General features: G+C 65.2%; 23 protein-coding genes. 7 read left to right on the top strand and 16 right to left on the bottom strand.

Annotated features, from left to right (window positions below):
- Positions 1 to 8: 8 nt before the first annotated feature.
- Positions 9 to 1,214: a 3-hydroxybenzoate 6-monooxygenase gene (locus JQ633_RS16935; RefSeq protein WP_211986188.1), complete on the top strand. Its 1,206-nt coding sequence runs from the start codon at positions 9 to 11 to the stop codon at positions 1,212 to 1,214.
- A gap of 191 nt (positions 1,215 to 1,405) precedes the next feature.
- On the opposite strand, the gene JQ633_RS16930 is transcribed toward JQ633_RS16935, so the two are convergent.
- The 6 genes from JQ633_RS16930 to JQ633_RS16905 form a co-directional block, all read right to left on the bottom strand.
- Complete coding sequence (locus JQ633_RS16930; protein WP_211986187.1) at positions 1,406 to 2,305, bottom strand: SMP-30/gluconolactonase/LRE family protein; 900 nt, start codon at positions 2,303 to 2,305, stop codon at positions 1,406 to 1,408.
- Between the two features lie 205 nt (positions 2,306 to 2,510).
- On the bottom strand, positions 2,511 to 2,924 hold the full coding sequence (locus tag JQ633_RS16925; RefSeq protein ID WP_211986186.1) for a globin family protein: 414 nt from the start codon (positions 2,922 to 2,924) through the stop codon (positions 2,511 to 2,513).
- A gap of 100 nt (positions 2,925 to 3,024) precedes the next feature.
- Entirely contained in the window at positions 3,025 to 3,819 is a 795-nt protein-coding gene (locus tag JQ633_RS16920; RefSeq protein ID WP_211986185.1) for an ABC transporter ATP-binding protein, read from the bottom strand.
- An 11-nt stretch (positions 3,820 to 3,830) separates the two neighbouring features.
- The gene (ntrB, locus tag JQ633_RS16915) at positions 3,831 to 4,733 is read right to left on the bottom strand and encodes a nitrate ABC transporter permease (protein WP_211986184.1); all 903 of its coding nucleotides are present in this window, start codon (positions 4,731 to 4,733) and stop codon (positions 3,831 to 3,833) included.
- A 63-nt stretch (positions 4,734 to 4,796) separates the two neighbouring features.
- Entirely contained in the window at positions 4,797 to 6,107 is a 1,311-nt protein-coding gene (locus JQ633_RS16910) for a CmpA/NrtA family ABC transporter substrate-binding protein (protein ID WP_211986183.1), read from the bottom strand.
- A gap of 324 nt (positions 6,108 to 6,431) precedes the next feature.
- Entirely contained in the window at positions 6,432 to 7,349 is a 918-nt protein-coding gene (locus JQ633_RS16905) for an intradiol ring-cleavage dioxygenase (protein ID WP_211986182.1), read from the bottom strand.
- A 157-nt stretch (positions 7,350 to 7,506) separates the two neighbouring features.
- Between JQ633_RS16905 and JQ633_RS16900 the strand changes: the two genes are divergently transcribed.
- From JQ633_RS16900 to JQ633_RS16890, 3 genes are all read left to right on the top strand, one after another.
- A complete protein-coding gene (locus JQ633_RS16900; protein WP_211986181.1) occupies positions 7,507 to 8,781 on the top strand; it encodes a serine hydrolase domain-containing protein in 1,275 nt (424 codons plus the stop codon).
- Positions 8,782 to 8,959: 178 nt separating this feature from the next.
- A complete protein-coding gene (locus JQ633_RS16895; RefSeq protein ID WP_249159451.1) occupies positions 8,960 to 10,417 on the top strand; it encodes a sensor histidine kinase in 1,458 nt (485 codons plus the stop codon).
- Positions 10,418 to 10,506: 89 nt separating this feature from the next.
- Positions 10,507 to 11,826 carry a dicarboxylate/amino acid:cation symporter gene (locus JQ633_RS16890; RefSeq protein WP_211986179.1) on the top strand — a complete coding sequence of 440 codons (1,320 nt, stop codon included), beginning with the start codon at positions 10,507 to 10,509 and terminating at the stop codon, positions 11,824 to 11,826.
- A gap of 60 nt (positions 11,827 to 11,886) precedes the next feature.
- Here JQ633_RS16890 and JQ633_RS16885 read toward each other — a convergent pair whose 3' ends face one another.
- A complete protein-coding gene (locus JQ633_RS16885) occupies positions 11,887 to 12,201 on the bottom strand; it encodes a hypothetical protein (RefSeq protein ID WP_211986178.1) in 315 nt (104 codons plus the stop codon).
- A gap of 569 nt (positions 12,202 to 12,770) precedes the next feature.
- Here JQ633_RS16885 and JQ633_RS16880 point away from each other — a divergent pair.
- Positions 12,771 to 13,166, top strand: coding sequence for a helix-turn-helix domain-containing protein (locus JQ633_RS16880; protein WP_094194089.1), 396 nt, complete (start codon positions 12,771 to 12,773; stop codon positions 13,164 to 13,166).
- Positions 13,167 to 13,641: 475 nt separating this feature from the next.
- Positions 13,642 to 13,959 (top strand): hypothetical protein, encoded by a 318-nt coding sequence (locus tag JQ633_RS16875; protein ID WP_249159426.1) that lies wholly within the window; start codon positions 13,642 to 13,644, stop codon positions 13,957 to 13,959.
- A gap of 147 nt (positions 13,960 to 14,106) precedes the next feature.
- Here JQ633_RS16875 and JQ633_RS16870 read toward each other — a convergent pair whose 3' ends face one another.
- The 8 genes from JQ633_RS16870 to JQ633_RS16835 all read right to left on the bottom strand — a co-directional run bounded on the left by JQ633_RS16870 (position 14,107) and on the right by JQ633_RS16835 (position 23,151).
- Positions 14,107 to 15,189, bottom strand: a complete 1,083-nt coding sequence (locus JQ633_RS16870; protein WP_211986177.1) for an isocitrate/isopropylmalate dehydrogenase family protein — start codon at positions 15,187 to 15,189, stop codon at positions 14,107 to 14,109.
- 106 nt (positions 15,190 to 15,295) lie between these two features.
- On the bottom strand, positions 15,296 to 16,366 hold the full coding sequence (locus tag JQ633_RS16865) for an alcohol dehydrogenase (RefSeq protein WP_211986176.1): 1,071 nt from the start codon (positions 16,364 to 16,366) through the stop codon (positions 15,296 to 15,298).
- Positions 16,367 to 16,510: 144 nt separating this feature from the next.
- Positions 16,511 to 17,479 (bottom strand): ABC transporter ATP-binding protein, encoded by a 969-nt coding sequence (locus JQ633_RS16860; RefSeq protein ID WP_211986175.1) that lies wholly within the window; start codon positions 17,477 to 17,479, stop codon positions 16,511 to 16,513.
- Positions 17,476 to 18,462, bottom strand: coding sequence for an ABC transporter ATP-binding protein (locus JQ633_RS16855; protein WP_211986174.1), 987 nt, complete (start codon positions 18,460 to 18,462; stop codon positions 17,476 to 17,478). The genes JQ633_RS16860 and JQ633_RS16855 overlap by 4 nt, the downstream gene beginning before the upstream one ends.
- Positions 18,459 to 19,328 (bottom strand): ABC transporter permease, encoded by an 870-nt coding sequence (locus tag JQ633_RS16850; protein ID WP_211986173.1) that lies wholly within the window; start codon positions 19,326 to 19,328, stop codon positions 18,459 to 18,461. The genes JQ633_RS16855 and JQ633_RS16850 overlap by 4 nt, the downstream gene beginning before the upstream one ends.
- Positions 19,315 to 20,265 (bottom strand): ABC transporter permease, encoded by a 951-nt coding sequence (locus JQ633_RS16845; RefSeq protein ID WP_211986172.1) that lies wholly within the window; start codon positions 20,263 to 20,265, stop codon positions 19,315 to 19,317. The genes JQ633_RS16850 and JQ633_RS16845 overlap by 14 nt, the downstream gene beginning before the upstream one ends.
- A gap of 6 nt (positions 20,266 to 20,271) precedes the next feature.
- A complete protein-coding gene (locus JQ633_RS16840; RefSeq protein ID WP_211986171.1) occupies positions 20,272 to 21,813 on the bottom strand; it encodes an ABC transporter substrate-binding protein in 1,542 nt (513 codons plus the stop codon).
- A 117-nt stretch (positions 21,814 to 21,930) separates the two neighbouring features.
- A complete protein-coding gene (locus tag JQ633_RS16835) occupies positions 21,931 to 23,151 on the bottom strand; it encodes a CaiB/BaiF CoA transferase family protein (protein ID WP_211986170.1) in 1,221 nt (406 codons plus the stop codon).
- A 160-nt stretch (positions 23,152 to 23,311) separates the two neighbouring features.
- On the opposite strand from JQ633_RS16835, the gene glgA reads away from it, so the two are divergent.
- Positions 23,312 to 24,736 carry a glycogen synthase GlgA gene (glgA, locus tag JQ633_RS16830; protein WP_211986446.1) on the top strand — a complete coding sequence of 475 codons (1,425 nt, stop codon included), beginning with the start codon at positions 23,312 to 23,314 and terminating at the stop codon, positions 24,734 to 24,736.
- Here glgA and JQ633_RS16825 read toward each other — a convergent pair.
- Entirely contained in the window at positions 24,717 to 26,063 is a 1,347-nt protein-coding gene (locus tag JQ633_RS16825) for an MFS transporter (protein WP_433995660.1), read from the bottom strand. The genes glgA and JQ633_RS16825 overlap by 20 nt on opposite strands.
- Position 26,064 lies beyond the last annotated feature (1 nt).

The raw sequence follows: 26,064 nt of genomic DNA, 5'->3' as shown, positions 1-26,064 counted from the left end.
GAGACGACATGCGCAGGGATCCGATCATCATTGCAGGCGGCGGCATTGGCGGACTGGCCGCGGCGGTCGCACTGGCCCGCAGGGGATTTCAGGTCACCGTGCTGGAGCGCGCGCCGCGCTACCAGGAGATCGGCGCCGGCATCCAGCTCGGCCCGAACGCCTTCCATGCTTTCGACCATCTCGATCTCGGCGAGGCCGCCCGCGCGGCGGCGGTGTTCATCGACCAATTGCGGCTTATGGATGCGATCTCGGCCGAGGAGATCACCAGCATCGACCTCACCAGCTATTTCCGCCGGCGGTTCGGCAATCCCTATGCGGTGGTCCATCGCGGCGATCTGCACGGCATATTCCTGCGCGCCTGCGAGGCGCATCCCGCTATCACGCTGCGCAGCGATTGCGATGTGGTCGGTTACGACCAGGACGGCGAGACAGTCAGTGCCCGGCTGAAATCCGGCGAGCGCGTCACGGGCAGCCTCCTGATCGGTGCCGACGGACTCAGGTCGCGCATCCGCCAGCAGGCCGTCAACGACGGGCCGCCGCGGATTGCCGGCCACACCACCTATCGATCGGTGATCCCGACCGAGCAGATGCCGGAAGATCTGCGCTGGAACGCCGCGACGCTATGGGCCGGCGCCAAATGCCATCTGGTGCATTATCCGCTGTCGGGCTGGAAGGTCTTCAACCTCGCCATCACCTGCCACAACGATCCGCCGGAAGCGTTTGCCGCCAAGCCGGTCACCCACGAGGAGGTTCTCGAAGGCTTCCGTGATGTCCATCCGCGCGCCAAGGCGATTATTCATCACGGCAAGGATTGGAAGGCCTGGGTGACGTGCGATCGAGACCCCATCGAGCGCTGGGTCGACGGGCGCGTGGCCCTGCTCGGCGACGCCGCGCATCCGATGCTGCAATATTTCGCGCAAGGCGCCTGCATGGCGCTGGAGGACGCGGTCTGGCTGGCGGAGTTGCTGGGCGACATGCCCGATGATTTCGAACTGGCGCTGGCGAAGTACCGCGACGTTCGCCTGATGCGGACGGCGCGGGTTCAGCTGCAGGCCAGGGAACTCGGCACCCATGTGTACCATCCGGCCGGCGTGCACGCACTGCTGCGCAACCATCTGATGCGGCAGACCAGTCTCGAACAATTCTGCGATAAGCTGGCCTGGCTGTACGACTCGCCCTTCCCGGAACGCAAGGGCGTCGCCTCAGCCGTGTGATGCATCCGCGCAGCGGCATGGAACGACGATCGCTCCACATCGTCGTCCCGGCTTTCGCCGGGACGACGATGTGGAGAGATGGATGGCAAATGGATAGATGTACAGCCCCGCCGGTGGCCGTCGATCCTTCGAGGCTCGCTACGCTCGCACCTCAGGATGACGGGTAGAAAGCACGCATCGAAGGCGACGATCTAACCGAGCCCGCTGATATCGGCGACCAGCACCGAGCCGGTCACCGACTCCGTGATGTACAGCCGGTCGCGCCTGGCGCCGCCGATCGCGACATTGGTGCAGCTTTGCCCGGCGCAGGACTTGATCCGCGCGATGCACTCGCCGTTCGGCGCGAACACGAAGACATGACCGAGCGAGGCGTGCGCGACGAACAGCCGCCCGGCGGCGTCCATCGTCATGCCGTCGGGCCCGCTCGGGCCGAACAGCGAGCAGAAGCGCCCGACCTTGGAGATGCTGCCGTCCTTCATGAACGGCGCGCGCCAGACCGCGTTATCGCGCGTCATGGCGACGAACAGCACGGCCTCGTGCGGATCGAGCACCAGTCCGTTCGGGCTGATGCCGGTATCGAGCAGGCAGTCGAGCTGGCCGCTCGCGCGCAAGCGATAGACCCGGCCGGTCGGATCGTGCAGGCCGGTCTGGCCCTGGTCGGTGAAATAGATGTCGCCGTTCGACGCAATGTGCAGGTCGTTGCAGCCGCGGAACGATTCCGAATTGCGCGAGCGCAGCAGCGGCGAGACCTTGCCTGATTTGGCGTCGAGCTCCATCAGGCCATGCCGATAGTCGGCGATCAGGATACGGCCCTTGGCATCGATCTTGAGCCCGTTGGGCCAGCCATCATATTCGGCAACCTGCGACCAGGTCTTGTCAGGTGCGATCCGGAAGATGCGGCCGAACGGAATGTCGACGATGTAGAGATTGCCGGCAGCATCGAACGACGGGCCCTCGATGAAGCAGTCGGTCACCGCGCCGGGCCGGTTGGCGTCGGCCCATTCGGTCGCAACCTTGCGGCGGAATTCGGCGGGAACAGCGGAGAAGATTTCGGTCGGGATCAGTTTGGGCGGCGTTTCCAGATACATCATTTTCTTGGTTCACCCGTTGGCGGAGCGGGTGGACCTTAGTCACTTCTCTCCGTCATTGCGAGCGCAGCGAAGCAATCCACCTATCCGCTTGCGGAGGGATGGATTGCTTCGTCGCTTCGCTCCTCGCAATGACGCGGAGGGCGATTCAGTTCAAACCGGAATTTATTCGCGCGGCATGCGCCGGCGACGCCTCCTGCTCGACCGCCTATGCTGCGCCGTAGGCTTCCGAAATCATGTAGCCGGACAGCGTGCCATAAGCCGCGGTCCAGGCAGCAGCGACGTCAGGCGTCCAGGCTTCGCCGAGGCCCTTCTCCAGCGTCCACAGCAATGCGCCGCCGACCACCGGATAATGCTCGGGCTTGGCGCCGTAGCCGACATGACGCTTGGCGAGCGCACTCGCGGCCGGCAGGATCGTCTCGAGATTGCCCAGCCCGTTGACGACGGCGGCGAGCGTCGTCATCAACTTCTTGCGCTGCTCCTTCATGTCCGCCGGGAACATCGCCTTCACGGCGGGCGCCACTTCGAACAAGCGATCGTAGAAGATGACCGCGGCCTGCTCCGAGATCGGCGCGACCTTGCCGAAACTGTCCTGAACCAGCTTGATTTGGGCCGGATTCATCTCGACTCTCCCTGGTTCTGAAATGACTTGCAAAACATGAGCATTGGTAACCAGGCGCTGCGCTTCGGTTCAACGCTGCGCCGCCCGATGCGGGATGACTTCAAGCTGCCTCCACGAAACTGTGACGCTCGTAGAGGAATTCGAGCACGCGCTGCCGGCATTTCAGGTAGGCCGGATTGGTGGCGAGCTCGAGCCGCTTGCGCGGCCGCGCCAGCGGCACCTCGAGCACCTCGCCGATCCGCGCGCTCGGGCCGTTGGTCATCATCACGATGCGGTCCGACAGCAGCACAGCCTCGTCGACGTCGTGGGTGATCATCAGGATGGTGTTGCCGAGCTTCTGGTGCAGCGCCATCACCGAATCCTGCAGATGCGCACGGGTCAGCGCGTCGAGCGCGCCGAACGGTTCGTCGAGCAGCAGCACCTTCGGCTCCATCGCGAGCGCCCGCGCGATGCCGACGCGCTGCTTCATGCCGCCGGAAATCTCGCTCGGGCGCTTGTCCCTGGCATGCGCCATCTGCACCAGGCTGAGATTGTGCATCACCCAGGCGTCGCGCTCGGCCCGGCTCTTGGTCCTGGCGAACACCTTGTCGACGCCGAGCCTGACATTCTCGTAGACAGTGAGCCAAGGCAGCAGGCTGTGGTTCTGGAACACCACGGCCCGATCCGGCCCCGGCGAATTGACTTCGCGGTTCTCCAGCAGCACGCAGCCGTTGGTGGTGCCGGTGAGGCCGGCGACGATGTTGAGCAGGGTTGACTTGCCGCAGCCCGAATGGCCGATGATCGAGACGTACTCGCCCTTGTCGATCGTCAGGTTGATCTCCTTCAGCACCTCGGTGGTGGCATTGCCGCGGCTAAAGGTCTTGTCGATGTGATCGAGCTTCAGATAGGCCTGCATGACTTGCCCCCTTAGTTCGCAGCCGTGCCGCGGGTCACGACCTTGCCCAGCCCCGCGATCAGGCGGTCGAGCACGAAGCCGATGATGCCGACATAGAACAGCGCCAGTATGATCTCGCTGATGTGCGAAGAATTCCAAGCATCCCAAATAAAAAAGCCGATGCCGACGCCGCCGATCAGCATCTCGGCCGCGACGATCGCAAGCCACGACAGGCCGATGCCGATGCGCAGGCCGGTGAACATGTAGGGCGCGGCCGCCGGGATCATGATCTTGGTGAAGAATTCCAGCGGATTGAGCTGCACCACGGCGGCGACGTTGCGGTAGTCCTGCGGGATGTTGCGGATGCCGACCGCGGTGTTGATGATGATCGGCCAGATCGAGGTGATGAAGATCACGAAGATCGCCGACGGCTGGCCGTCTCGGAACGCGGCGAGCGACAGCGGCAGCCAGGCCAGCGGCGGGATAGTGCGCAGTACCTGGAACAGCGGATCGAGTCCGCGCATCGCCCAGACCGACTGGCCGACCAGCGTGCCGAGCGCGATGCCGGCGATCGCCGCCAGCGAATAGCCGTAGGCGACGCGCTGCAGGCTGGCGGAAAGATGCCAGAACAGACCCTTGTCGATGCCGCCATTGTCGAAGAACGGATCGAGGATCAGCTCCTTGGTGTCCTTGAACACCTTCGAGGGCGGCGGCAGGCTGGAGCCGGCGCGGCGGCAGATCAGCTCCCACACGAGGAGCAGCAGTGCGACCACGATCAGCGGCGGCACCACGCGCACCGCGGCCTCCTTCGCCATCCTGGTGTAGGTCTCGGCGCGCGGCGGCCGCTTCGGCGTCATGGTCACGACCGGCGCCGCGTGAGCGGCCGGCGGAAGCGCGACCGCGGTGACTTCGGTCTTCATGGCAGGCATCGACATCGAAAATGAATCTCCGTGATCAAAAGACGGGCGGCCGCGCCAGGCGCGGCCGATATCGGCAAATCAGACCTCAACCCGCTTGATGGAGAGCGACTTCAGGTAGGCTGCGGGATCGGCGGGATCGAACACCTTGCCGTCGAAGAAGGTCTCCTTGCCGCGCGAGGTCGAGGCCGGAATGTCCGACACGCCGAGCTCCTTGGCGGCTTCCTTCCACAGGTCCTCGCGGTTGACCTTGGCGATCAGCGCCTTGGTGTCGAAGCCTGCCTCGTACTTGCCCCAGCGGATGTCCTCGGTGAGGAACCAGAGGTCATGGCTCTGATAGGGATAGGACGCGTTGTCCTTCCAGAACCGCATCTGCTGCGGCGAGTTCTCGACCACGCGCCCGGTGCCGTAGTCGAACTTGCCCTTCATTCGGTCGGTGATGTCCTCGACCGGACAGTTGATCCACTGCCGCTTGGCGCAGATCGCTGCGGTCTCCTCGCGATTCTCCGCCGTCTCGCACCACTGCTGCGCTTCCATGACAGCCATCAGCAACGCTTTCGCGGCCTTCGGGTTCTTGTCGACCCAGGCGGCGCGCAGGCCGAACGACTTCTCGGGGTGCTTGTCCCAGAGCTCGCCGGTGGTGATCGCGGTGTAGCCGATGTCCTGGTGGATCAGCTGCAGATTCCACGGCTCGCAGACGCAGAAGCAATCCATCGTGCCGACCTTCATGTTGGCCACCATCTGCGCGGGCGGCACCACGATGGTCTCGATGTCCTTGTCGGGATCGATGCCGCCGGCGGCGAGCCAGTAGCGGATCCACAAATCATGCGTGCCGCCGGGGAAGGTCATCGCCGCCTTCACCGCCTTGCCGCCCGCTTTCTTCTTCTCCAGCGCCGGCTTGAACGGCGCGGTGTCGACGCCGATCTTCAGGTCGGCATATTCCTTGGCGACCGAGATGCACTGGCCGTTCAGATTGAGCCGCGCCATGATGTACATCGGCGTCGGCTGATTGTTCTGCGTCACCTTGCCGGCCGAGATCAGATACGGCATCGGGGTGAGAATATGCGCGCCGTCGATGCCGTTGCCTTCGGAGCCGAGCACGAGGTTGTCGCGCGTGGTGCCCCACGAGGCCTGCTTCTGCACCTCGACATCGGGCATGCCGTATTTGGCGAAGATGCCCTTCTCCTTGGCGACGAACAGCGGCGAGGCGTCGGTGAGTGCGATGAAGCCGAGCTTGGCGCCCTTCACTTCCGGACCCGCACCTTGCGCGAACGCACCGGCGGGGAAGTTCAGCTTCGCGGCGGCAAGCAGCGCCGCGGTGCCGCTGGCGGCCTTGAGGAGTTGGCGTCGGCTCGGTCCGTGGCCTGAACTACGGTCGATGCGCTTGGTCATGGGCAGTCTCGTCCTTCTGCTTCGGTGCTGAGGATGGCCGTCCGTCTGGCGTCGCCGCTGTCCACGCATGAGGGCGCGTTCCGGGGTGGCCCGGTTGCGGCAGCACAATTCGGATCATTGGTCTCAAGGGACGGCGTCGATGGCGTCGGCGACTAACTATTCAAGCCGCGTGCCAAATCGCTGCAGCGCAAAAATGCGATTGCTGGGAACGAGTTGCGAACTATGTCGCAGCACGCGGCGGCGTCACCGCGCGCATTCAAATTTGGCGCCCCGCTCAATTCTTGTGCTCCGCACAAGAATTGAGCAAGAGCGTTCGGCGATTGATCAGGCGTGCTCGGGGACCTTGGTCCCGAGCGGCGCCGGCGCCATGCCGCCGCCCGGCTTCACATGGAATTCGTAGGTCATCAGGTGCCACGGCCCATCCGACGTCTTGCCGTCCGGCATCACCGCATCGCTGCTGCGCTTCTCGACCTTGGCGATCAGTTCGTCCTTCACGCCGAACACGACGTCAGAGTCGATGTACTTGTCGCCGTCGATGAAGACATGCGTGATCAGCGGCTCATGGCCCTTGGCGTTGACCAGGAAGTGCACATGCGCCGGCCGCATCGGATGGCGGTTGGTCTGCGTGATCATCTGGCCGACCGGACCGTCGGTCGGGATCGGATAGCTGCACGGCAGGATGGTGCGGAAACTAAAGCGGCCGTCGGCATCGGTGATGAAGCGCGCGCGCGACGAGGCGCCCTCGGTGGCGTAGCTCGCCTTCTGCGAGTCGTAGAAGCCGTCGTCGTCCGCATGCCAGACATCGACCGGCACATTCGCCAGCGGCTTGCCCTTCAGATCGGTGACGCGGCTCTGCACGAACATGCGCTCGCCGGGCACGCTTGCCGAGATGTCGGTGCCGTGCGGCGTCACCTTGTGCTCGCCGACATAGAACGGGCCGAGCACCGTGGTCTCGGTGGCGCCGTCGCGATCCCGGTGGTTGACCGCATCGACCAGCATCGAGACGCCGAGCACGTCCGACAGCAGGATGAATTCCTGGCGAATGTCGGTGCACTTCTGGCCGGTCCGGGTCAGGAAGCCGATCGCGTAGTCCCATTCCTCGAAGGTGAGATCGGTCTTCCGCACATAGTCGTGCAGCGACTTCACCAGTTCCTGCAGCAGGAACTTGGCCCGCGGATCGGGTGTCTGGTCGAAGCTCTTGATGACGGCGGCGGTCAGCTCGGTGTCGTTGAATTGGGTCATCTGGCGTTTCCCTTGACGTGATCCCCGGCCCCTGGACAGAGCACGATTGCAGGCCGCACCGTACACCACCGACCGTATGCAGGTAAGCGCCGGCGGAATGGTGCAGCGGACACTTTTCGGCTATCAAACCTTCCCTCGTCAGCCGGAGAAGAGCCCGATGCTAGCCCCCACCTCTGCCTCACCCGAATCCGCGGGCATGTCGACCGCAGCGCTGAACCGTCTCGAGGCGCATCTGAAGACCCGCTACATCGATGCCGGCCGCTTCCCGGGGACGCAGCTCCTGATCTATCGCCGCGGCAAGGTGGTGCATTCCACGGTGCAGGGCTTCGCCGATCTCGAGCGCAAGGTTCCGGTCAAGGACGACACCATCTTCCGCATCTACTCGATGACCAAGCCGATCACCTCGGTCGCGTTCATGATGCTGGTCGAGGAAGGCAAGGTCGCGATCGACGAGCCGGTCGCCAGATACATTCCCGAGTGGAAGAACCTCGGCGTGTTCGTCGCCGGCAACGCGCCCGCTTTCCTGACCCGCCCGCCGGGCCGGCCGATGCTGATCGTCGACCTGCTGCGTCACACCTCGGGCCTCACCTACGGCTTCCAGCAGCGCTCCAACGTCGATGCCGCCTATCGCGAGAAGAAGATCGGCGAGGTCGAGAAGGCCGGCACGCTCGACACCATGATCGAGGACCTCGCCAAGATCCCGCTCGAATTCTCGCCGGGCGATGCCTGGAACTACTCGGTCGCCACCGACGTGCTCGGCTATCTCGTCGGCAAGATCTCGGGCATGCCGTTCGAGCAGTTCCTCAAGGAGCGCATCTTCAAGCCGCTCGGCATGAACGACACCGACTTCTTCGTGCCGGCCGACAAGGCGCACCGCTTCGCCGCCTGCTATTCCGCCGATCCGCAGGGCGGCTTCAATCCGCTGGCTGCCGATCGCAAGGGCACGCTGACGCTGCAGGACGACCCGACCACCAGTTCGTTCCTGTCGCCGCCCTCGCTGATCTCCGGCGGCGGCGGGCTGTGCTCGACCGCGGCCGACTACCTCACCTTCTGCCGCGCGCTGCTCAATGGCGGCGAGCTCGGCGGCGTCCGGCTGCTCGGCCCGAAGACGTTGAAGCTGATGACCTCCAACCACCTGCCCGGCGGCCTCGACCTGCCCGGCATGTCACGTTCGCTGTTCAGCGAGGCGACCTATAACGGCATCGGGTTCGGCCTCGGTTTCGCCGTCACCATGGACCCGGCGCAGACCCTGATCGCCGGCAGCCCCGGCGAATTCAACTGGGGCGGTGCGGCGACGACGTCGTTCTTCATCGACCCGGCCGAGGAGATGATCATGATCTTCATGACACAGGTGCTGCCGTCGAGCGCCTACCCGCTGCGGCGCGAGCTGCGCACCCTGGTCTATGCCGCGATCACCGACAGCAATCTTTGACGACTGCCGTTCCGCGGCGCCCACCGGGCGCCGCGGAATTTTTCCGGCCGCCGCCGGTAATTTCCTTGGCGGATTTTTTCGACTTCTCGTAAGTTGCGGCAAAATGGGCATTTGAGCCGGGACGTTCGTGCCGAAATTGACATTGCCAGTCCGTCTCGCGCTGCTGGTCGCGGGAACGATGTTGCCGCTGATCATTTTCGCGGCCGGCATCGTCTTCCACAACTATCAACAGGATCGCCAGGACGCCACGCAGCGCGTGCTCGATACGGCGCGCAGCATCCGCCTGCTGCTCGATGCCGAGATGCAGCGCATGACCGGCGCCCTGCAGGTGCTGGCCCTGACCAACTCGCTGCGCAACGGCGACTTCGACAATTTCCGCCGCATCGCGTTCGGCTTCCTCGACCAGTACGGCAAGGACGGCGTGGTGCTGGTTTCCGACCGCCGCGGTCGCCAGCTATTCTCCTCGCTCACGACGGAGACCGCGAGCCTGCCGCCGCGCAACAATCTCGATATCGTCGAGAAGGTGTTCACGACGCGGCAGCCGGTCTACTCCAACCTGTTCTTCGGCGCGGTGAAGCAGAGCCTGATCATCACCGTCGAGGTGCCGGTGATCCGCGATGGCGAAGTCATCTACGACATCTCGTTCAGCCCGCCGCTCGAAGTGTTCCAGGCCATGATCGAGAAGCAGCGCCTGAGCCAGGACTGGACCATCTCGATCTTCGACGGCGACGGCGTCAATCTCGCGCGCGTCCCCAATCCGCAGGCGACCATCGGCCAGCGCGCCTCGCCGTCGCTCTACGCCGAGATGTTCCGCAGCAACGAAACGACGTTGCCGACCGTATCGCTGGAAGGCGTAGCGCTGATCACCGGCTTTACCCGATCGCGCATTACCGGCTGGACCGTCGCCGCCGGGATCGCCGAGAGCTCGCTGATTGCGCCGCTGTGGCGCTCGCTTGCGATCACCAGCGTAATCGGCGGCGTGCTGCTCCTGGTCGGGCTCGGTTTCGCACTGCGGATGGCGACCACGATCGCGCGTGGCGAGGCGCTGCACGATCTCCTGATCGAGGAGCTCAACCACCGCGTCAAGAACACGCTGGCGATCCTGCAGTCGATCACCATGCAGACCTTCCGCAACGCGAGCCGCGCCGAGCGCGAGACCTTCGAAGGGCGGCTCGGCGCGCTCGCCGAGGCGCACAATCTGCTCAGCATGGCGAAATGGCAGGGCTCCGACCTTCAGGACGTGGTCGCGCGCGTGCTGCAGCCGTTTTTGCTCAACGCTCCGGAGCGCATCGGGGTATCCGGGCCGCGCGTGCCGCTGTCGCCGCGGCTGGCCGTGGTGCTGTCAATGATCGTCCATGAGATCGCGACCAACGCCGCCAAATACGGCGCGCTCTCCAACCACGCCGGCACGGTGGCGCTGGACTGGGAGGTCCGCGACGAAGCGTCGGGCCGGATGCTGCGGATGATCTGGACCGAGGTCGGCGGCCCGCCGGTGAGCCCGCCGCTGCAGCGCGGCTTCGGCTCGCGGCTGATCGAGCGCAGCGCCCGCGACCAGCTGGGCGGCGAGGCCAAGGTCGATTTCCGGCCCGAGGGCGTCGTCTACGCCGTGAGCTGCGCGCTGAACGACGACGACTGACCCGCGCGGCCTGGCCGGCTCACCGCGACATTTTGGCACGCAAGTTGCTAAGCCAAGCGGTCGGGGCCGGCCAAAATCAGGGGGAAGTCATGTCGACCATCACGGCGGTAGCCGCCGAGACGCGCAAGCCGCTTTACACGTCGCTGTTCGTTCAGGTGCTGGTGGCGCTGCTGCTCGGCATCGTGATCGGCATGGCCGCGCCCGACTTTGCCGTCGGCCTGAAGATCTTCAGCGACGCCTTCCTGAAACTGATCTCGATGATCGTGGCGCCGATCGTGTTCTGCGTCGTGGTGCACGGCATCGCGGGCGCCGGCGATCTGAAGAAAGTCGGACGCGTCGGCGTCAAGGCGCTGGTCTATTTCGAGGTCATGACGACGGTCGCGCTCGTCATCGGCCTCCTGCTCGCCTATCTGTTCGGTCCCGGCCACGGCATGAACATCGACGCCTCGACGCTCGATCCCACGGCGCTCGGCAACTATGCCAGCAATGCCCAGAAGCTGAAGGGCGAAGGCATCGGCAGCTTCCTGCTCAACATCATCCCGTCCACGTCCTTCGACGCGCTGTCGCGCAACGACGTGCTGCAGGTGCTGTTCTTCGCCATCATCTTCGGCATCAGCCTCGCGCTGGTCGGCGGCGACAAGGGCGAGAAGGTCACCTCCTTCATCGACGCGGTCTCGACCGTGCTGTTCCGCGCCATGGGCCTGATCGTGCGCTTCGCGCCGATCGGCGTGCTCGGCGCCGTCGCCTACACCGTCGGCAAATACGGCGTCGGTTCGCTGAAGCAGCTGCTGTCGCTGGTCGCGCTGTTCTACGTTGCGGTCGCGATCTTCGTGCTCGGTGTGCTCGGCGCCGTGATGGCGCTCGCCGGAGTCAACATCCTCAAATTCCTCGGCTACCTGCGCGAGGAGCTGATGATCGTGGTCGCGACCGCGTCCTCCGACGCGGTGCTGCCGCAGGTGATGCGCAAGCTGGAGCGCTTCGGCGTCAAGGATTCGGTGGTCGGCCTCGTGATTCCGACCGGCTATTCCTTCAACCTCGACGCCTTCTCGATCTATCTGACGCTGGCGGTCGTGTTCATCGCGCAGGCGACCAACACGCCGCTGTCGTTCGGCGACCTGCTGCTGGTGCTCGGCGTGTCGCTGATCACCTCGAAGGGCGCGCACGGCGTGCCCGGCTCGGCGATCGTGATCCTGGCGGCGACGCTGAACGCGGTACCCAGCATCCCCGCCATCGGCCTCGTGCTGGTGCTCTCGGTCGACTGGTTCATCGGCATGGCACGCGCCGTCGGCAACCTGATCGGGAACTGCGTCGCCACCGTGGTGGTCGCGGCATGGGAAGGTGATCTCGACCGCGAGCAGGCGCGCCGCGTGCTCGACGGCGCCGAAACGGTCGATGTGACGACGGGCTGAGGCGCCCGGACGCTGCCGCGCGCCGCAAGGGAGGGCGAACGGCGCGTGGTCGGCGGAGGTCTACTTGACGAGCTTGAGATACGGCGGGAAGCGCTTGGCCGCGGCCGTCCCCTGCGCCTGCTCGTTCGACGCCATCATGTCGCACAGGGCCTTGAGCTCGGTATCGGTCACCTTATGGAGTTCCATCCGAAGCTCGAGGATGGCGAGCGACAACAGCCGCGCAGTCTCGGCGCTTCCTCTGTCGAGCAGAAACGCCTGACATTCCTCCAGCGTCGCGAGCAGCGACAGCAACCGTTCTTCCGTACTTGCGACCGGCATATCCTGTACTCCCGAAGCCGCGAGGTCGGATCGACGTGTTCCCCTCTTTCGCTTCATTGGCCCCTCCCGCCAGAGTTCGCCGGTGGTAGGCACACAATGGGCCGGATGATTCAGAACTTTTGGGGAATTGTCCAGCAACATTCCGAAAGCGTGACTTGGACTTATCTCAAACTTTCGCCGGATTGGCGGCCTCCGGCGCACGCCCTGACCACGGCGGCCACGACCTCAGGCTGCACCAGCAGGGGTTGCATCTTAAATAAGCTGCCCGTAATATACACACCGCCCGTAGAAATACGGAACACGCGTATCAGTGCCGCCAGTAAGCATGCGCGCAAAATCTGTGACGATCAAACTCGCGCTAGTTGTGGTTTGGTCAATATTTTGCCAAATGTTGAGGGCGGGGTGTCGGGTAGACACCTTGGCGCGATCGACTTCAGGTAGTCGGGCGTGTCGGTAAATGGGTGCTTCCAATGCGCGCGAGCGTTTGGATACCATCCCGCGGTCTTCTTGGATTTACGTAGTTCACGATGAACTGACGGTCCATACGAGCATAACGCGGTACATCATGGCCGAGTCTCTGACCCAAGCGGGCCAGGGATTCCCGATTGAAGGACGGGGTCACAAGAATGAACAGATCAGCAGCAAAGAAGATGAAACAGCGCAGTGCCGGCAAGCCGGACATTGAGTTGGGCAAGCGGATTCGTCTGCGCCGCGTCGAGCAGAAGATTTCGCAGGCTGAGCTCGGCGACAAGCTCGGCGTCAGCTTCCAGCAGGTTCAGAAGTACGAGAAGGGTGTCAACCGCGTCGGCGCCGCCCGTCTTCAGCAGATCGCATCCGCACTCGATGTGCCGGTGACCTTCTTCTACGACGGCGACAACAAGGCCCGCGAAGTCGAGAGCCTGCTCTTCCTGGACAGCGCTTTCAGCCTGCGGTTGCTGCGCGCCTACAGCAAGATCAAGGACCAGACCGTGCAGCGCCAGCTGGTCTCGCTGATGGAATCGATCGCCGCCAACGAAGACTGAGCGGCGACCCAGGTCCGTTCGCTACGCCGCGAACGCGATTGACAGTGCGAACGGACCGGCCGATGGCCGGTCACCGCGACGGCCACACGCCGCTCGGGCTGGGTAGATTTTTGAAGCGCTGCTATCTGTGATGGCAGCGCTTTTTTTCTTGAGTCCTGTCTTCTCCTCTTGTGTCGTCTCTTCTTTCTCAATTGCTACCGCTCCTCATCGGGCGTGTCGCTGCGCAGGAGCCGATGTGCGCATTCGCGAGCTTCTACTGATCGCGTTTGCACGTGCATGCTGCGCGTTCACGCCGCACGCCGCCATTCTGTCGCGCGGCCGATTGTCGCCAGCGTGCCGCGCCATCTCACAACTCCCGCATTTGCTGCGTTGAACCGGCTTCCCTGAAAACGAACTGCGCGCGGCTCGGCTTTTTGTCGCAGCAACCAAGCCGCCGCATCGACGTTTTCAGGCTTCAACCAAGGAGAAGAATTCAATGAACATCAAGCTTGCTGTTATTGGACTGGCCGCGCTCGGAGGCGTTGCCTTGATGTCGGGTTCGGCATCGGCGATGCCGAACGGGCTTCCGCAGGCCGGCCACATCGCAGGCGAAACGTCCAGCGTCGATCAGGTCCGCCAGGTCTGCGATCGCTGGGGCCGCTGCACGTGGCGGCCGGGCCCTTACGGCTATTACGGACCGCGCCATCACGGATGGCATCATCGGCCGCACTACCGTCACCACCACCATCATCACGGGCACCGTCATCATGGCGGCCACCATGGCGGCGGACACCACGGCGGGCATCGGCGCTAAGGCTTCGAGCGGCTGTCCCCGCGACAAAGCGAAGCATCTGCGCGGAGATCATGCGCAAGTTTTCGTGATCAATGAGGGGGCTTCAGCCCCCTCATTTTAAGTGTCCCCTCATTTTCTGCCAGCGCGCGGGGACCGCATCCTGTACGTTTAAAGCGCGGCCAGCACCGCCTTGGCGACGTCTGCGGTGCCGTTGCTGCCGCCGAACTCCATCGGCTTGATACCGCCGGCATAGGCCTTGTCGACCGCGCGCTCGATCCGTTCGCCGGCCTCGGCAGCGCTCTCGACACCATGCTTGTCGGCGAGCCAGTCCAGCATCATCGCGGCCGAGAGGATCATCGCAGTCGGGTTGGCCTTGCCCTGCCCCATGATGTCGGGCGCGGTGCCGTGGCACGGCTGGAACACGGCGTGGCGGTCGCCGATGTCGGCCGACGGCGCCATGCCCATGCCGCCGATCAGGCCGGCGGTGAGGTCGGACAGGATGTCGCCGAACATGTTCTCCATCACCATCACGTCGAAATCCCAAGGCCGCTTCACCAGCAGCGCCGAGCAGGCGTCGACGTAGAGGCGATCGGTCTTGACGTCGGGATGGCGCTTGGCGGCCTCGTCGAACATGTCGCGGAAGAACGCAAATGCCTTGAACACGTTCGCCTTGTCGACGCAGGTCAGCCCGCCGCCGACGCGGCCGCGCGCCTTGCGCCGCTCGGCGAGGCGAAACGAGAACTCGAACAATCGCTCGGATGTCTTGCGCGTGATCACCAGCGTCTCGCGCGCCTCGCTGTCGGTGACCACGCCCTTGCCCATCGAGGCGAACAAGCCTTCGGTGGATTCCCTGATCACGACGAGATCGATGCCCTTCTGATCGGCGCCGACGATCGGGCTCGGCACGCCCGGGATCAGCCGCGCCGGCCGCACGCCGGCATAGAGATCGAAATGAAAGCGCAGCTCGACCTGCGGCATGATCTCGGTGTTGTCAGGATAGCGCACCGACGGCAGGCCGCAGGCGCCGAGCAGGATTGCATCCGCCTCCTCGCACAGCCGCACCGTGGAGTCGGGCATCGACTTGCCGGTCTCCTTGTAATTGTTGGCGCCGGCCGGCGCATCGGTGAAGCGGAAGCGGAGATCGGTCGATTGCTCGATCTTGCGCAACACTTCGAGCGCCGGCGCCATCACCTCCGGGCCGATGCCGTCGCCGCCGAGCACGGCGATGTGGAATGCGTTGTTGGCGGACATGAGATCTCTCCGAAACACAGGTGTCATTCCGGGGCGCGAAGCGAACCCGAAATCTCGAGATTCCGGGTTCGATGCTAACGCATCGCCCCCGGAATGACGATGTGAACTACGGCGTCAGCACGGCACGGCCGACGAGCTGGCCCTTCTGCAGATTGGTCAGCGCCTCGTTGGCCTTGGCGAGCGGCATCGGGGTCACCGGGATCGCCGGGATTTTCTTGGTGCGCACGAGGTCCAGCAACTCCTGCGTCTCGCGCAGATTGCCGACATAGCTGCCCTGGATCGTGACCGCCTTGATCGGGATCAGCGGCAGCGCCCAGGTCGCGCCGCCGCCGAACAGGCCGACGATCACGAGCTTGCCGCCCTTGGTCAGGCAATCGAAGCCGAGCTGCGAGGTCTGCGCGTTGCCGACGAGGTCGATCGCGGCGCGGATCGGTTGGCCCGCCTTCTTCATCAGTTGCTCCAGCGCATCGGGCGCCTTGCCGTCGACGGTCGCGAGCGCACCGGCCGCTTCCGCCGCCTCGCGCTTCCTGGCATCGATATCGACCACGATGGCACCCTTGCCGCCCATCGCCTTCAATAGCGACAGCGCCATCAGGCCGAGGCCGCCGGCGCCGAAGATCACGATCGGGGTATCGAGATCGTTCTCGACCTTCTTCAGCGCGCTGTAGGTGGTGACGCCGGAGCATGCATAGGGCGCGGCGGTGACGGGATCGAGCCCCTTCAGGTTGAGCAGATATTTCGGATGCGGCACCGTCATGTGATCGGCATAGCCGCCGTCGCAATAGACGCCGAGCGCATTCGGCTTGATCGCGCACATGTTCTCATCGCCGCCGAGGCAGGTCGGGCACTTGCCGCAACCGAGCCAGGGATAGGCCAGCGCGACATCGCCGATCGCAAGACCGCCCTTGTCGGAATCCTTGACGTCGGGCCCGAACGCCACGACCTCGCCGACCGTCTCGTGGCCCATCGTGCGCGGCAGCGAGACGCCGCGGTCCTTCAGCGACAGCGGCTTGCGGCCGTGGCCGAGATCATAGCCGCCTTCCCAGATGTGCAGGTCGCTGTGGCAGACGCCGGCGGCCTTGACCTTGATCAGCACCTGCGTGCCCGACGGCTGCGGCGTCGGCTGATCGACCTCCTTCAGAGGCGCGTTGAAATCGACGACCTGGAAGCTCTTCATCGCTGTTCTCCCGAAAGCTTTGTTCTTGCCGCGGACCTTGCCACGCCCGCTCCGGCGGGACAAATGCGGACTCTTTTGCTGGACGCGTTTTCTTGACGCGAACCGGTACCCGCTTCGCCCGAAAACGCTATGGGTGGGCCTTACTCAGATCAGCGGGTGATGGCAAGCCGCGAGCTGGCCGGGTGCGACCAGGCGCAGTTCCGGCACCTCGCTCGAACAGCGCGCATCAGCCCGCGGACAGCGGGTGCGAAAGCGGCAGCCCGACGGCGGCGCGATCGGCGACGGCGGCTCGCCGACCGGGATGCTCTGGGTCGGGCGGACATCCGGATCGGGCACCGGAATCGCCTCGATCAGCAGCGCGGTATAAGGATGCGCCGGCCGCGCGAACAGCTGCTCGGACGGGCCGACCTCGCAGAGCCGGCCGAGATACATCACGGCGACGCGATCGCTCACCGCCTTCACCACCGCAAGGTCATGGGCGATGAACAGCAGGGTCAGGCCATAGCGCGTCTTCATCTCCTCCAGCAAATTGAGGATCTGCGCGCGGATCGAGACGTCGAGCGCCGACACCGGCTCGTCGCAGATCACGAATTCGGGATTGAGCACCAGCGCGCGCGCGATGCAGATGCGCTGGCACTGTCCGCCGGAGAATTCATGCGGCAGGCGTCCGCTCACCAGCGCCGGATCGAGGCCGACCGCCGACAGCACCTCGTTGACGCGCTGCCGGCGTTCCTCGGGATCCTTGACGCCCGCGATCACCAGCGGCTCGGCGACGATGTCGCCGATCCGCCGCCGCGGATTGAGCGAGGCGATCGGATCCTGGAAGATCAGCTGCACGCGCCGGCGCATCCGGCGTAGCGCCTCGCCGCGCAGCTCGGTGAGATCGTGGCCATCGAACAGCACCTTGCCGGAGACCGCCTGGCGCAATTGCAGCACGGCGCGGCCGAGCGTGGATTTGCCGCAACCGGATTCTCCGACCAGCCCCAGTGTCTCGCCGCGGGCGATGTCGAGGCTGACATCGGACACCGCATGGATGGTCTTGCCACCCACCGAATATTCGACGACGAGGTTTTCCACCTTCAGCAGCGGGTCGGATACGGCCTGCAACATCATGCGTTGGCTCCCGCCGCGATCGGGTGGAAGCAGGCATAGAGATGGTCCGGCGCCTCGGCCGCGCTGAGGTGCGGCTTCTCGGTGCCGCAACGGCCGGCGGAATAGCGGCAGCGCGGCGAGAACGAGCAGCCCTTGAGCGGCCGGGTCGGATCGGGCGGACGGCCCGAGATCGCCGGCAGCGGCGTATGCGGCGCGGCATCGAGCTTCGGCAAGGCCGCAAGCAGCGCCTCGGTGTAGGGCATCCGCATCTGCTTGAACAGCGACGGCGTCGGCGCGCGCTCGACCACGCGCCCGGCATACATCACCGCGACCTCGTCGGTGCGGCCGGCGACAACGCCGAGGTCATGCGTGATGATGATCATCGCCATGTGGCGGCGCTGCTGTTCCCGCGCCAACAGATCGAGAATCTGCGCCTGGATCGTGACGTCGAGTGCGGTGGTCGGCTCGTCGGCGATCAGGAGCTTCGGCTCGCAGGACAGCGCCACCGCGATCGCGACGCGCTGACGCATGCCGCCGGAGAGCTGGTGAGGATACTGCGAAAGGCGCTGCTCGGGCGCGGGAATGCCGACGGCGGCCAAAAGCTCGATGGCCCGTTGCCGCGCATTGGCGAGATCGAGCTCGAGATGCTCCTGCATGGTCTCGGTCAGCTGGGTGCCGATGGTCAGCACCGGATTGAGCGAGGTCATCGGATCCTGGAACACGACCGCGAGCGAGCGGCCGCGCAGCTTGCGCAATTTCTCCGCCGAAAGCGCCGGCAGGTCCTGCCCGTCGAACATCACCCGGCCGGACAGCTTTGCCTTTTTCGGCAGGAGCTGCAGGATCGCGCGCGACAGCATGGTCTTGCCGCAGCCGGACTCGCCGACGATGCCGAGCGTCTTACCGGCGCCGACCACGAGATCGACATGATCGACCGCCCGCAGATTGCCGCGCGGCGTCGGCAGGTCGACCGCGACATCCTCGACCGAGAGCAGCGCGCCGCTCACAGTGCGCCCTGCCTGGGATCGGTCAGCGCACGCATGGTGTCACCGATGAGGTTGAACGAGAGCACGGTCAGGAACATCGCGATCGCCGGAATGAAGGCCAGCCGCGGCGCGACGTCGAGGCTTTCACGCCCCTCGCCGATCATGCTGCCCCAGCTCGAGATCGGCGGCGGCACGCCGAGCCCGAGGAACGACAACGCGCCCTCGACCACGATGGTGACGGCGACGCCGAGCAGAAAGAACGCCAGCAGCGGCAGCAGCACGTTCGGCAGCAGTTCGCGCAGCAGAATGCGCGCATGCGAAGCACCGAGCGCCTGCGCGGCGATGACGAATTCGCGGCGCGCCAGTGTCAGGGTCGACGCCCGCGCGACTCGCATGAAGGCGGGAATGCCGAGCACGCCGAGGATGCAGGTCAGGTTGAAGATCGACTGGCCGAGATAGGCGGTCACCGCCAGCGCCAGGATCAGCGGCGGGAACGCCAGCAGCACGTCCATGCTGCCGACCACGATCGATTCAAAACGGCCGCGGAAATAGCCCGCGAGCATGCCGAGCGCGCCGCCGAAGACGAGCCCGATCACCGGCGCGCAGAGGCCGACGATCAGCGAGATCCGCGCGCCGTAGATCAACCGGGCCAGTTCGTCGCGGCCGAGGCCGTCGGTACCGAGCCAATGCTCGACGGAGAACGGCGCCCGCCGCTCCAGCATATCCATGTCGGTCGGGCTCGGCAGCGGCAGCACGTCAGCCAGGATCGCGACCGCGAACACCAGCAGCATCCAGCCGATCGCGACCCAGAACAGCGTGCCGAGCCGGCGCCCGCGCTTCGCCGGTGCCGTCGCGGTCTCGTCGAGGCTCAGCTCAAGCGTGGCCATGGCGGATCCTCGGGTCGAGCACGGCATAGAGCATGTCGACGATGAAGTTCATGATCACGAAACCGGCGGCGACCAGCAGCACCACGCCCTGCAGGATGATGAGGTCGCGGGTATAGATCGCGCCGACCAGCAGGCGGCCGATCCCCGGCAAAGCGAAGATCGTCTCGACAATCACCGTGCCGCCGATCAGCCGGCCGATATTGATGCCGGTGATGGTGACGAGCGTCAGCGACGACGGCTTCAGCGCATGCACGAACAGGATGCGTGACGGCTTCAGGCCCTTCGCCTTGGCGAGCGCGATGTAGTCCTCCTGCAGCGCCGCGATCATGTCGGAGCGCAGCACGCGCATGATGCCCGGCCACTCGGCCAGCGCCAGCGTCAAGGCCGGCAGCACCATGAAGCGCAGGTTGGCGACGGGGTCCTCGGTGAACGGCACATAGCCGGTCGCCGGCAGCCAGCGCAGCTCGACCGCGAACAGATAGATCAGGAGGATCGCGGACAGGAAGGTCGGCACCGACAGCATGCCGAAGGCCGAGCCGGTCATCAATCGGTCGAACGCGCTGCCGGCCTTCGCCGCACAGGCGATCGCGAGCGGCACGCCGATCGCGAGCCCGATCAGCTCTGCAAAGAGCATCAGTTCGAACGAAACCGGCACCCGCTCGCCGACCGCCTGCAAGACGGTCTGCCCGGTACGGAACGAACGCCCGAAATCGCCCTGCAGGATCTGCCAGAGCCAGCCGAAATAGCGCTGCCAGATCGGCAGATCGAGCCCCATGTCATGACGCAGGGCGGCGACGTTCTCCGGCGTCGCCTGATCGCCGAGGATGACATAGGCGAGATCACCGGGCAGCAGCGAGGCGATCACGAAGGTCAGCACGGAGACGGCGATCAGTACCGGCACCAGGTACAGCAGCCTCCGCGCAACGAAGAACAGCATGCAACGCTATTCCTTCCAGGCGGTGGAGACGTCGAGCACTCCGTTGAACATCTTCGGCATACCCTTCACCTTTGCGCTCGAGATCGCGTAGTAGGTGTTCTGGAAGGTCCAGAACCAGATCGCCTGCTTGTTGATCAGGCGGCTGATCGCGCAATAATCCTCGGTGCGCTTGTCGACGTCGGCGGTGGAGCGCGCGTGCTCGAGCAGCCGGTCCAGCTCTGGATCGGAATAATTGGCGAGCGCCACCGGGCTGCCGGTGTGGAAATTCGCATACATCTGCGGATCGGGATCGGCGAGATCGACGATGCGCCATGGCGTCATCTGGAACTGGCGCATGAAGGCGCGCGGCACGATGGTGGCCTGGTCGACCTGCTCGATCTCCATGTTGATGCCGGCCCGCTTCCAGAACTGCTGCAGCACCTGTCCGGTGGTGCGGCCGCGCGGCGTTGCCGTGACCAGCATCTTGAACTCGACAGGCTTGCCGTAATCCTTCACCAGTGCCTTGGCCTTTTCGAGGTCGAACGGCAGCGCGCCGTCATCCTTGCACTTGACCCAGGAACCTTCGCCATAGGGGTTCGAGGCGGGACGGCTGAGACCGCTGCTGATCGCCTGCGACATCTTCGGCCGGTCGAGCGCCATCACCACCGCCTGCCGCACCCTGATGTCGTCGAACGGCGGATTCTTGGTGTTGACCGCGTACACGGCCGCGCCCGAGCCCTTGTAGGTATGCACGGTCAGATTGCTGTCCTTCTGCGCCTTCAAGATATTGTCGGCGTCGGCCTCGTCATCCCAGATGACGTCGGCTTCGCCCGATTGCAGCGAGGCGAACCGCGACTGCGCGTCCGGCAGCGGCTTTAAGATGATGCGGTCGAGGTACGGCTTGCCCTTGTCCCAATAGTCCGGGTTCTTCTCCAGCACCATGCGGTCGCCTGCGGTCCAGGATTTCAGGATGTAGGGACCGGTGCCGACCGGATTGCGATTGTAGTCGTCGCCCTTGGTCTTCCAGGCGGTCGGCGACTGCATCACGTTGTTGGAGCTCTGGATGGTCTGCGTCGCCGGGAAGTTCACCGACGGATCGCTGAAATTGTAGACGACGGTGAGATCGTCGGTGGTCTGCACGCTGATGATGCTCGAGATGTAGAATGCGCAGCGGCACTTGTTGGCGGGATCCTTCTGGCGGTCGAAGTTTTCCTTCACCGCCTGGGCATTGAACGGCGTGCCGTCATGGAATTTGACGCCCGGCCGGAGCTTGAAGGTCCAGGTCTTGAAGTCGTCTGAATGCGACCATGACAGTGCGAGCTTCGGCTGCGGCTCGCCCTTGTCGTTGAGGGTGACCAGCGTGTCGAAGATCGCGGCCGCTGCCGTGTTGGCCGAGGTGTCGTAGACGCCGACCTTGAGCGGATCGAAGCCGGGGATATCCAGTTCCTGGCCGACGGTCAGCGTGCCGCCCGCCTTCTGCGCGCTGGCTGGCGTCGCGAATGTTGCAGAAACAAATCCCGCGACAAGAAATAAATGCGCAAGCGCATGCGCGCGGCCAACCGGCTTCATCCGTGCTCCCTCCCGAGATGCAACGTCCGGCGTTCCGGATCGTTGTGATTGAGCATAACATTGTCCGGAATCGCCGCGCGCGGCAAGACCGTAAGACGGATGAAATGGTCGCGGGTATTAGCCCCGCACTGTCTTGGGTTGCGCCGCGAAACCCGCGATCTCTTCCTCGGAGAGGCCGATCTCCTTCAGATAGGACAGCGTGTGCTCGCCGAGCGTCGACATCCGCTTGCCGACGGCGACGGACGCGGCGGACATCCGGAACGGCGGGTTGAGCACCTTGAAGCTGCCGCCGCCGTCCGCGACCTCGGCCAGCGCGCCGCGATGGGCGAGCTGCGGATCGGCCAGCGCTTCGCTCACGGTGCGATAGGCCGACGACGGCACGCCGTATTCGTTGAGCGCCGCGAGACAGGCCTGCGTGCTGATCGCGCGCGACCACGCCTCGACGCCCTCCATCAGGCTGGGCCAGTTCTCCCGCCGGTCGGAATATTTGGCGAAGCGCGGATCGGATACCCATTCGGGACGGCCGATCACCTGCATCAGATTCTGGAACGTCTTCTCGCTGGCGATCGCCACCATCACGTAGCCGTCGGTGGTCTCGATCGGCCCGAACATCGGGCGCTGGCTCGGCTTCACCTCGAACTGCGACCACTGCAGCTCGTTCAGGGTCAGGCTGAGCATCGATTCCAGCATCGAGACGTCGATCTGCTGCCCCTTGCCGCTGGCGCTGCGCTGATAGAGCGCAGCCGAGATCGCCCCGAAGGCATAGGTGCCGGTCAGCACGTCGGCATGGTAGATGCCGCAATAGTCCGGCCGGCTGCGACCGCGCTGATAGGCCAGATGCGCCATCTCGTAGCCCGAGGCGGCATGGATCACCGGCGCATAGGCCGGCAACTCCGCCGACGGGCCGGTCTGGCCGTAGCCGGAGATCGAGCAATAGATCAGCTTCGGGTTGATGTCGCGGACGGCGGCGTAGTCGAGTTTGAGCCGCCGCATCACGCCGGGACGGAAGTTCTCCACCAGCACGTCGGCGGTCGCGATCAGCCGCCGCACCGCCTCGACGCCGGCGGGCGACTTCAGGTCGAGCACCAGGCTCTGCTTGCCGACATTGAGCTGGCCGAACACCGTCGAACAGTTGTTGCGCACCGGCGGCCGCGTCCGCATGGTCTCGCCCTCGGCCGGCTCGATCTTGATCACCTCGGCGCCGAGATCGGCGAGCATGCGCGTGCAATGAGGTCCGGCGATCGTGGTCGAGAAATCCAGCACGCGGAGGCCGGACAGGCTCCCTGTCAAATTGCCCTCATCGATGCCTGCTACTGTCGTTGCCAAGGCTTCCTCCATCGCGCGTTCTTGTTGTTCGCTGCGCGACCCTAAAGTGAGCCGTCCCTACAGGAAAGCGTCTCGTCCAGACCGGACCCGCGGGCCGTCCTGCATTTTAGTCAAAGGCAGGTTGGACCCGATCTTGCATGGCCCGTGATGGGTTGGAACGAGGGCGCGTTTGTTGAGGGTCTTGTTCGTCACGACCGAGATGGACGATTTCGTCCGCGTGGGCGGGCTCGGCGCCGTTTCCGCAGCACTGCCGCGGGCGCTCCGCTCCTGGAGCGACGTCAGGATCATGCTTCCCGGCTACCGGGATGTGGTCGAACAACTCACGCACATCGAGATCGTCGGGCAGTGCGCCGAACGCGCCGAGATGCCGGCCTGCACGCTCGGGCGCGCAGCGACCAGGGACGGGCTGCCGGTCTACGTGCTGTTGTGCCCGCAGCTCTACGAGCGGCCGGGCAATCCCTATGGCGACGAGTCCGGTCGCGACTGGCCGGACAACGACATCCGCTTCGGCCGCTTCGCCTCGGCGGCTGCCGAACTTGCAGCCGGCACGCTGGACAAGAATTGGGCAGCCGACCTCGTGCACGCCAACGATTGGCAGGCCGCGCTCACACCGGCGTACCTCGCCTGGCGGGATCTGCGGATTCCGTCGATCCTGACCATCCACAATCTCGCCTATCAGGGCCTGTTTCCGAGGGGCTCGTTGCGTCGGATCGGCGCGCCCGAAAGCTCCTTCCACATCGACGGGCTCGAATTCTACGGCAAGCTGTCCTTCCTCAAGGGAGGCCTCGTCTATGCCTCGCACCTGACCACGGTCAGCGCGACCTATGCCCGGGAGATCACCACCGCGGAGCTCGGCTGCGGGCTCGAAGGACTGCTGCGCGTCCGCTCCGCGGCAGACCAGCTCACCGGCATCCTGAACGGCATCGACGAGAGCTGGGACCCGCGCTACTGCGCACAGCTCGCGCAGCCGTTCGGCGCCGGCGACTGGAAGGGCAAGCAGGCCAATGCCGACTATGTCCGCCGCCAGTTCGGCCTCGCGATCTCGCGCGGGCCGATCTTCGGCCTGGTCGCGCGCCTCGTGCACCAGAAGGGTGTCGACCTCGTGCTGTCGGCCGCCGACGAGATCATCGAGACCGGCGGCCAGATCGTCGTGATCGGCACCGGCGAGCCCGAGATCGAGGATGCGCTGGTGGCGGCACACCGCCGCCGGCCGGATGCGATCGGCGTCGTGATCGGTTTCAACGACGCGCAGGCGCGCCGGATCTTCGCCGGCAGCGATTTCACGCTGATGCCGTCGCGCTTCGAGCCCTGCGGCCTCAGCCAGATGTATGCGCAGCGTTTCGGCTCGCTTCCGATCGGCCACCAGACCGGGGGCCTTGCGGAAACCATCGCCGACGGCGAGACCGGTTTCCTGTTTGCGCAGCCATCAGCGGAATCGTTCCTCGGCGGCGTCAGGCGCGCCTTCGGCGCCTATCACAGCAAGGATCGTCTCCACGCCATGCGCGCCAGCGCGATGGCCAAGTCCTACAGCTGGGATTTGTCGGCGGCGTGCTACAGCGCGCTCTACCGGAGGCTGATCACGCCGCGGGCGGCGTAGCGAGCGGCGCCGTCCGCCGTGTCTCCGGCATCACCAGCCAGATCATCAGCAACCCGAATGCGGCGACGCAGGCGAGCCCGATGAACGCGGTGCCGCTGCCGAGCTTGTCGCTGACATAACCGGCCAGCACCGTGCTGAGCGAGGCGCCGATGCCGACCGCGGTGCCGACGATGCCCTGCGCCAGGTTGAAATGGCCGCTGCCATAGGCGACGTCGGCCACGACCAGCGGCACCATCACGCTGAAGATCGCCGCGGTGATGCCGTCGAAGACCTGCACCGCGACCAGCAGATAGGGATCGCGCACCGTCGCGAATAGCAGGCCACGGATCGCCAGCGCGGCGAACGCGATCAACAGCAGCGGCCGCCGGCCCCAGGTCTGCGCCTTGCGGCCGACCGAGGGCGAGGACAGCGCGACGATCGCCTGCGGCACGATGATACAGGCTGCGATCAGCACCGGCGCCCACTGGCTCGAGCGCGTCGTCACCACGCCCGCCATCAGCGGCAGCATCGCGGCGTTGGCGAGCTGGAACAGCAGCATTGCGCCGGCAAAGATCAACAACGAGCGCTGCCGTACCAGGCTGAAGACGCTGGTCGCCTTCTTGTCGGGCTTGTCGCGCTTCACCTCGCCATGGGCCTGCGCGATGTCGATCTCGCGCTCGCGGATCCGCGCCAGCGACAGCAGCGTCGGGATCGCGAGGAGGAAGGTGACGAGGAACACCGACCGGTTCGACAGCAGATAGCCGACCGCCCCCATCAGCGCCGCGGCCGAGCCGTTGCCGAGCGAGGCGAAGCGCGCATTGCGGCCGAGCCGCTCCCCGATCGCATGCGGCCCGACCAGGCCGAGGCTGATCGCGGCGATCGCAGGTCCCAGCACGCAGCTTGCCAGCGCGTGGAATGTCGCGGCCACCATCACTACGGGGAGGATCGGCCAGAGCGCGTAAGCGAGCGCGCAGACGCCGATGGTGGCCACCGCGCAGCCGGCGACAATCCGTTCCGAGCGCGCCGCGTCCACGATCGCGCCACCCGGCATCTGGCCGAGCAGGCCGATGATGCCACCGATCGAGAGCACGAAACCGATCTCGACCTGGGTCCATTTTTGAGTCGTCAGATAAACCGCGATGAACGGGCCGAAGCCGGTCTGCACATCGGCCAGGAAGAAGATGAACCAGTCAAGCCCGCGCTGGCTCTGCAGCGACGGTGCCCGCGGCTCTTCCGGCTTCTGCTGATCGGGAGCAGGCGGCACAGCACTGGCGCCGCCGGCTGATCGCTCGTCACGACCGTCGCCAACCGTCTCGAAGGTGGAGTTCGGACGCGCGACCAGCTTCAAT

The organism is Bradyrhizobium tropiciagri (genome assembly GCF_018130505.1).
In the GTDB taxonomy this organism is placed as follows: Bacteria; Pseudomonadota; Alphaproteobacteria; order Rhizobiales; family Xanthobacteraceae; genus Bradyrhizobium; species Bradyrhizobium tropiciagri_B.
The sequence above is the reverse complement of the archived record's forward strand: the minus strand, read 5'-3'. Positions and strand labels throughout refer to the sequence as shown.

What these genes read in the sequence shown, in the direction of transcription:
- JQ633_RS16835 (WP_211986170.1), bottom strand. Translation starts at nt 23,151, where the DNA reads ATGGAGGAAGCCTTGGCAACGACAGTAGCAGGCATCGATGAGGGCAAT.
- JQ633_RS16875 (WP_249159426.1), top strand. Translation starts at nt 13,642, where the DNA reads ATGAACATCAAGCTTGCTGTTATTGGACTGGCCGCGCTCGGAGGCGTT.
- JQ633_RS16840 (WP_211986171.1), bottom strand. Translation starts at nt 21,813, where the DNA reads ATGAAGCCGGTTGGCCGCGCGCATGCGCTTGCGCATTTATTTCTTGTC.
- ntrB (WP_211986184.1), bottom strand. Translation starts at nt 4,733, where the DNA reads ATGTCGATGCCTGCCATGAAGACCGAAGTCACCGCGGTCGCGCTTCCG.
- JQ633_RS16895 (WP_249159451.1), top strand. Translation starts at nt 8,960, where the DNA reads ATGTTGCCGCTGATCATTTTCGCGGCCGGCATCGTCTTCCACAACTAT.
- JQ633_RS16925 (WP_211986186.1), bottom strand. Translation starts at nt 2,924, where the DNA reads ATGAATCCGGCCCAAATCAAGCTGGTTCAGGACAGTTTCGGCAAGGTC.
- JQ633_RS16885 (WP_211986178.1), bottom strand. Translation starts at nt 12,201, where the DNA reads ATGAAGCGAAAGAGGGGAACACGTCGATCCGACCTCGCGGCTTCGGGA.
- JQ633_RS16845 (WP_211986172.1), bottom strand. Translation starts at nt 20,265, where the DNA reads ATGCTGTTCTTCGTTGCGCGGAGGCTGCTGTACCTGGTGCCGGTACTG.
- JQ633_RS16850 (WP_211986173.1), bottom strand. Translation starts at nt 19,328, where the DNA reads ATGGCCACGCTTGAGCTGAGCCTCGACGAGACCGCGACGGCACCGGCG.
- JQ633_RS16870 (WP_211986177.1), bottom strand. Translation starts at nt 15,189, where the DNA reads ATGTCCGCCAACAACGCATTCCACATCGCCGTGCTCGGCGGCGACGGC.
- JQ633_RS16880 (WP_094194089.1), top strand. Translation starts at nt 12,771, where the DNA reads ATGAACAGATCAGCAGCAAAGAAGATGAAACAGCGCAGTGCCGGCAAG.
- JQ633_RS16910 (WP_211986183.1), bottom strand. Translation starts at nt 6,107, where the DNA reads ATGACCAAGCGCATCGACCGTAGTTCAGGCCACGGACCGAGCCGACGC.
- JQ633_RS16865 (WP_211986176.1), bottom strand. Translation starts at nt 16,366, where the DNA reads ATGAAGAGCTTCCAGGTCGTCGATTTCAACGCGCCTCTGAAGGAGGTC.
- JQ633_RS16900 (WP_211986181.1), top strand. Translation starts at nt 7,507, where the DNA reads ATGCTAGCCCCCACCTCTGCCTCACCCGAATCCGCGGGCATGTCGACC.
- JQ633_RS16860 (WP_211986175.1), bottom strand. Translation starts at nt 17,479, where the DNA reads ATGATGTTGCAGGCCGTATCCGACCCGCTGCTGAAGGTGGAAAACCTC.
- JQ633_RS16930 (WP_211986187.1), bottom strand. Translation starts at nt 2,305, where the DNA reads ATGATGTATCTGGAAACGCCGCCCAAACTGATCCCGACCGAAATCTTC.
- JQ633_RS16920 (WP_211986185.1), bottom strand. Translation starts at nt 3,819, where the DNA reads ATGCAGGCCTATCTGAAGCTCGATCACATCGACAAGACCTTTAGCCGC.
- JQ633_RS16890 (WP_211986179.1), top strand. Translation starts at nt 10,507, where the DNA reads ATGTCGACCATCACGGCGGTAGCCGCCGAGACGCGCAAGCCGCTTTAC.
- JQ633_RS16935 (WP_211986188.1), top strand. Translation starts at nt 9, where the DNA reads ATGCGCAGGGATCCGATCATCATTGCAGGCGGCGGCATTGGCGGACTG.
- JQ633_RS16905 (WP_211986182.1), bottom strand. Translation starts at nt 7,349, where the DNA reads ATGACCCAATTCAACGACACCGAGCTGACCGCCGCCGTCATCAAGAGC.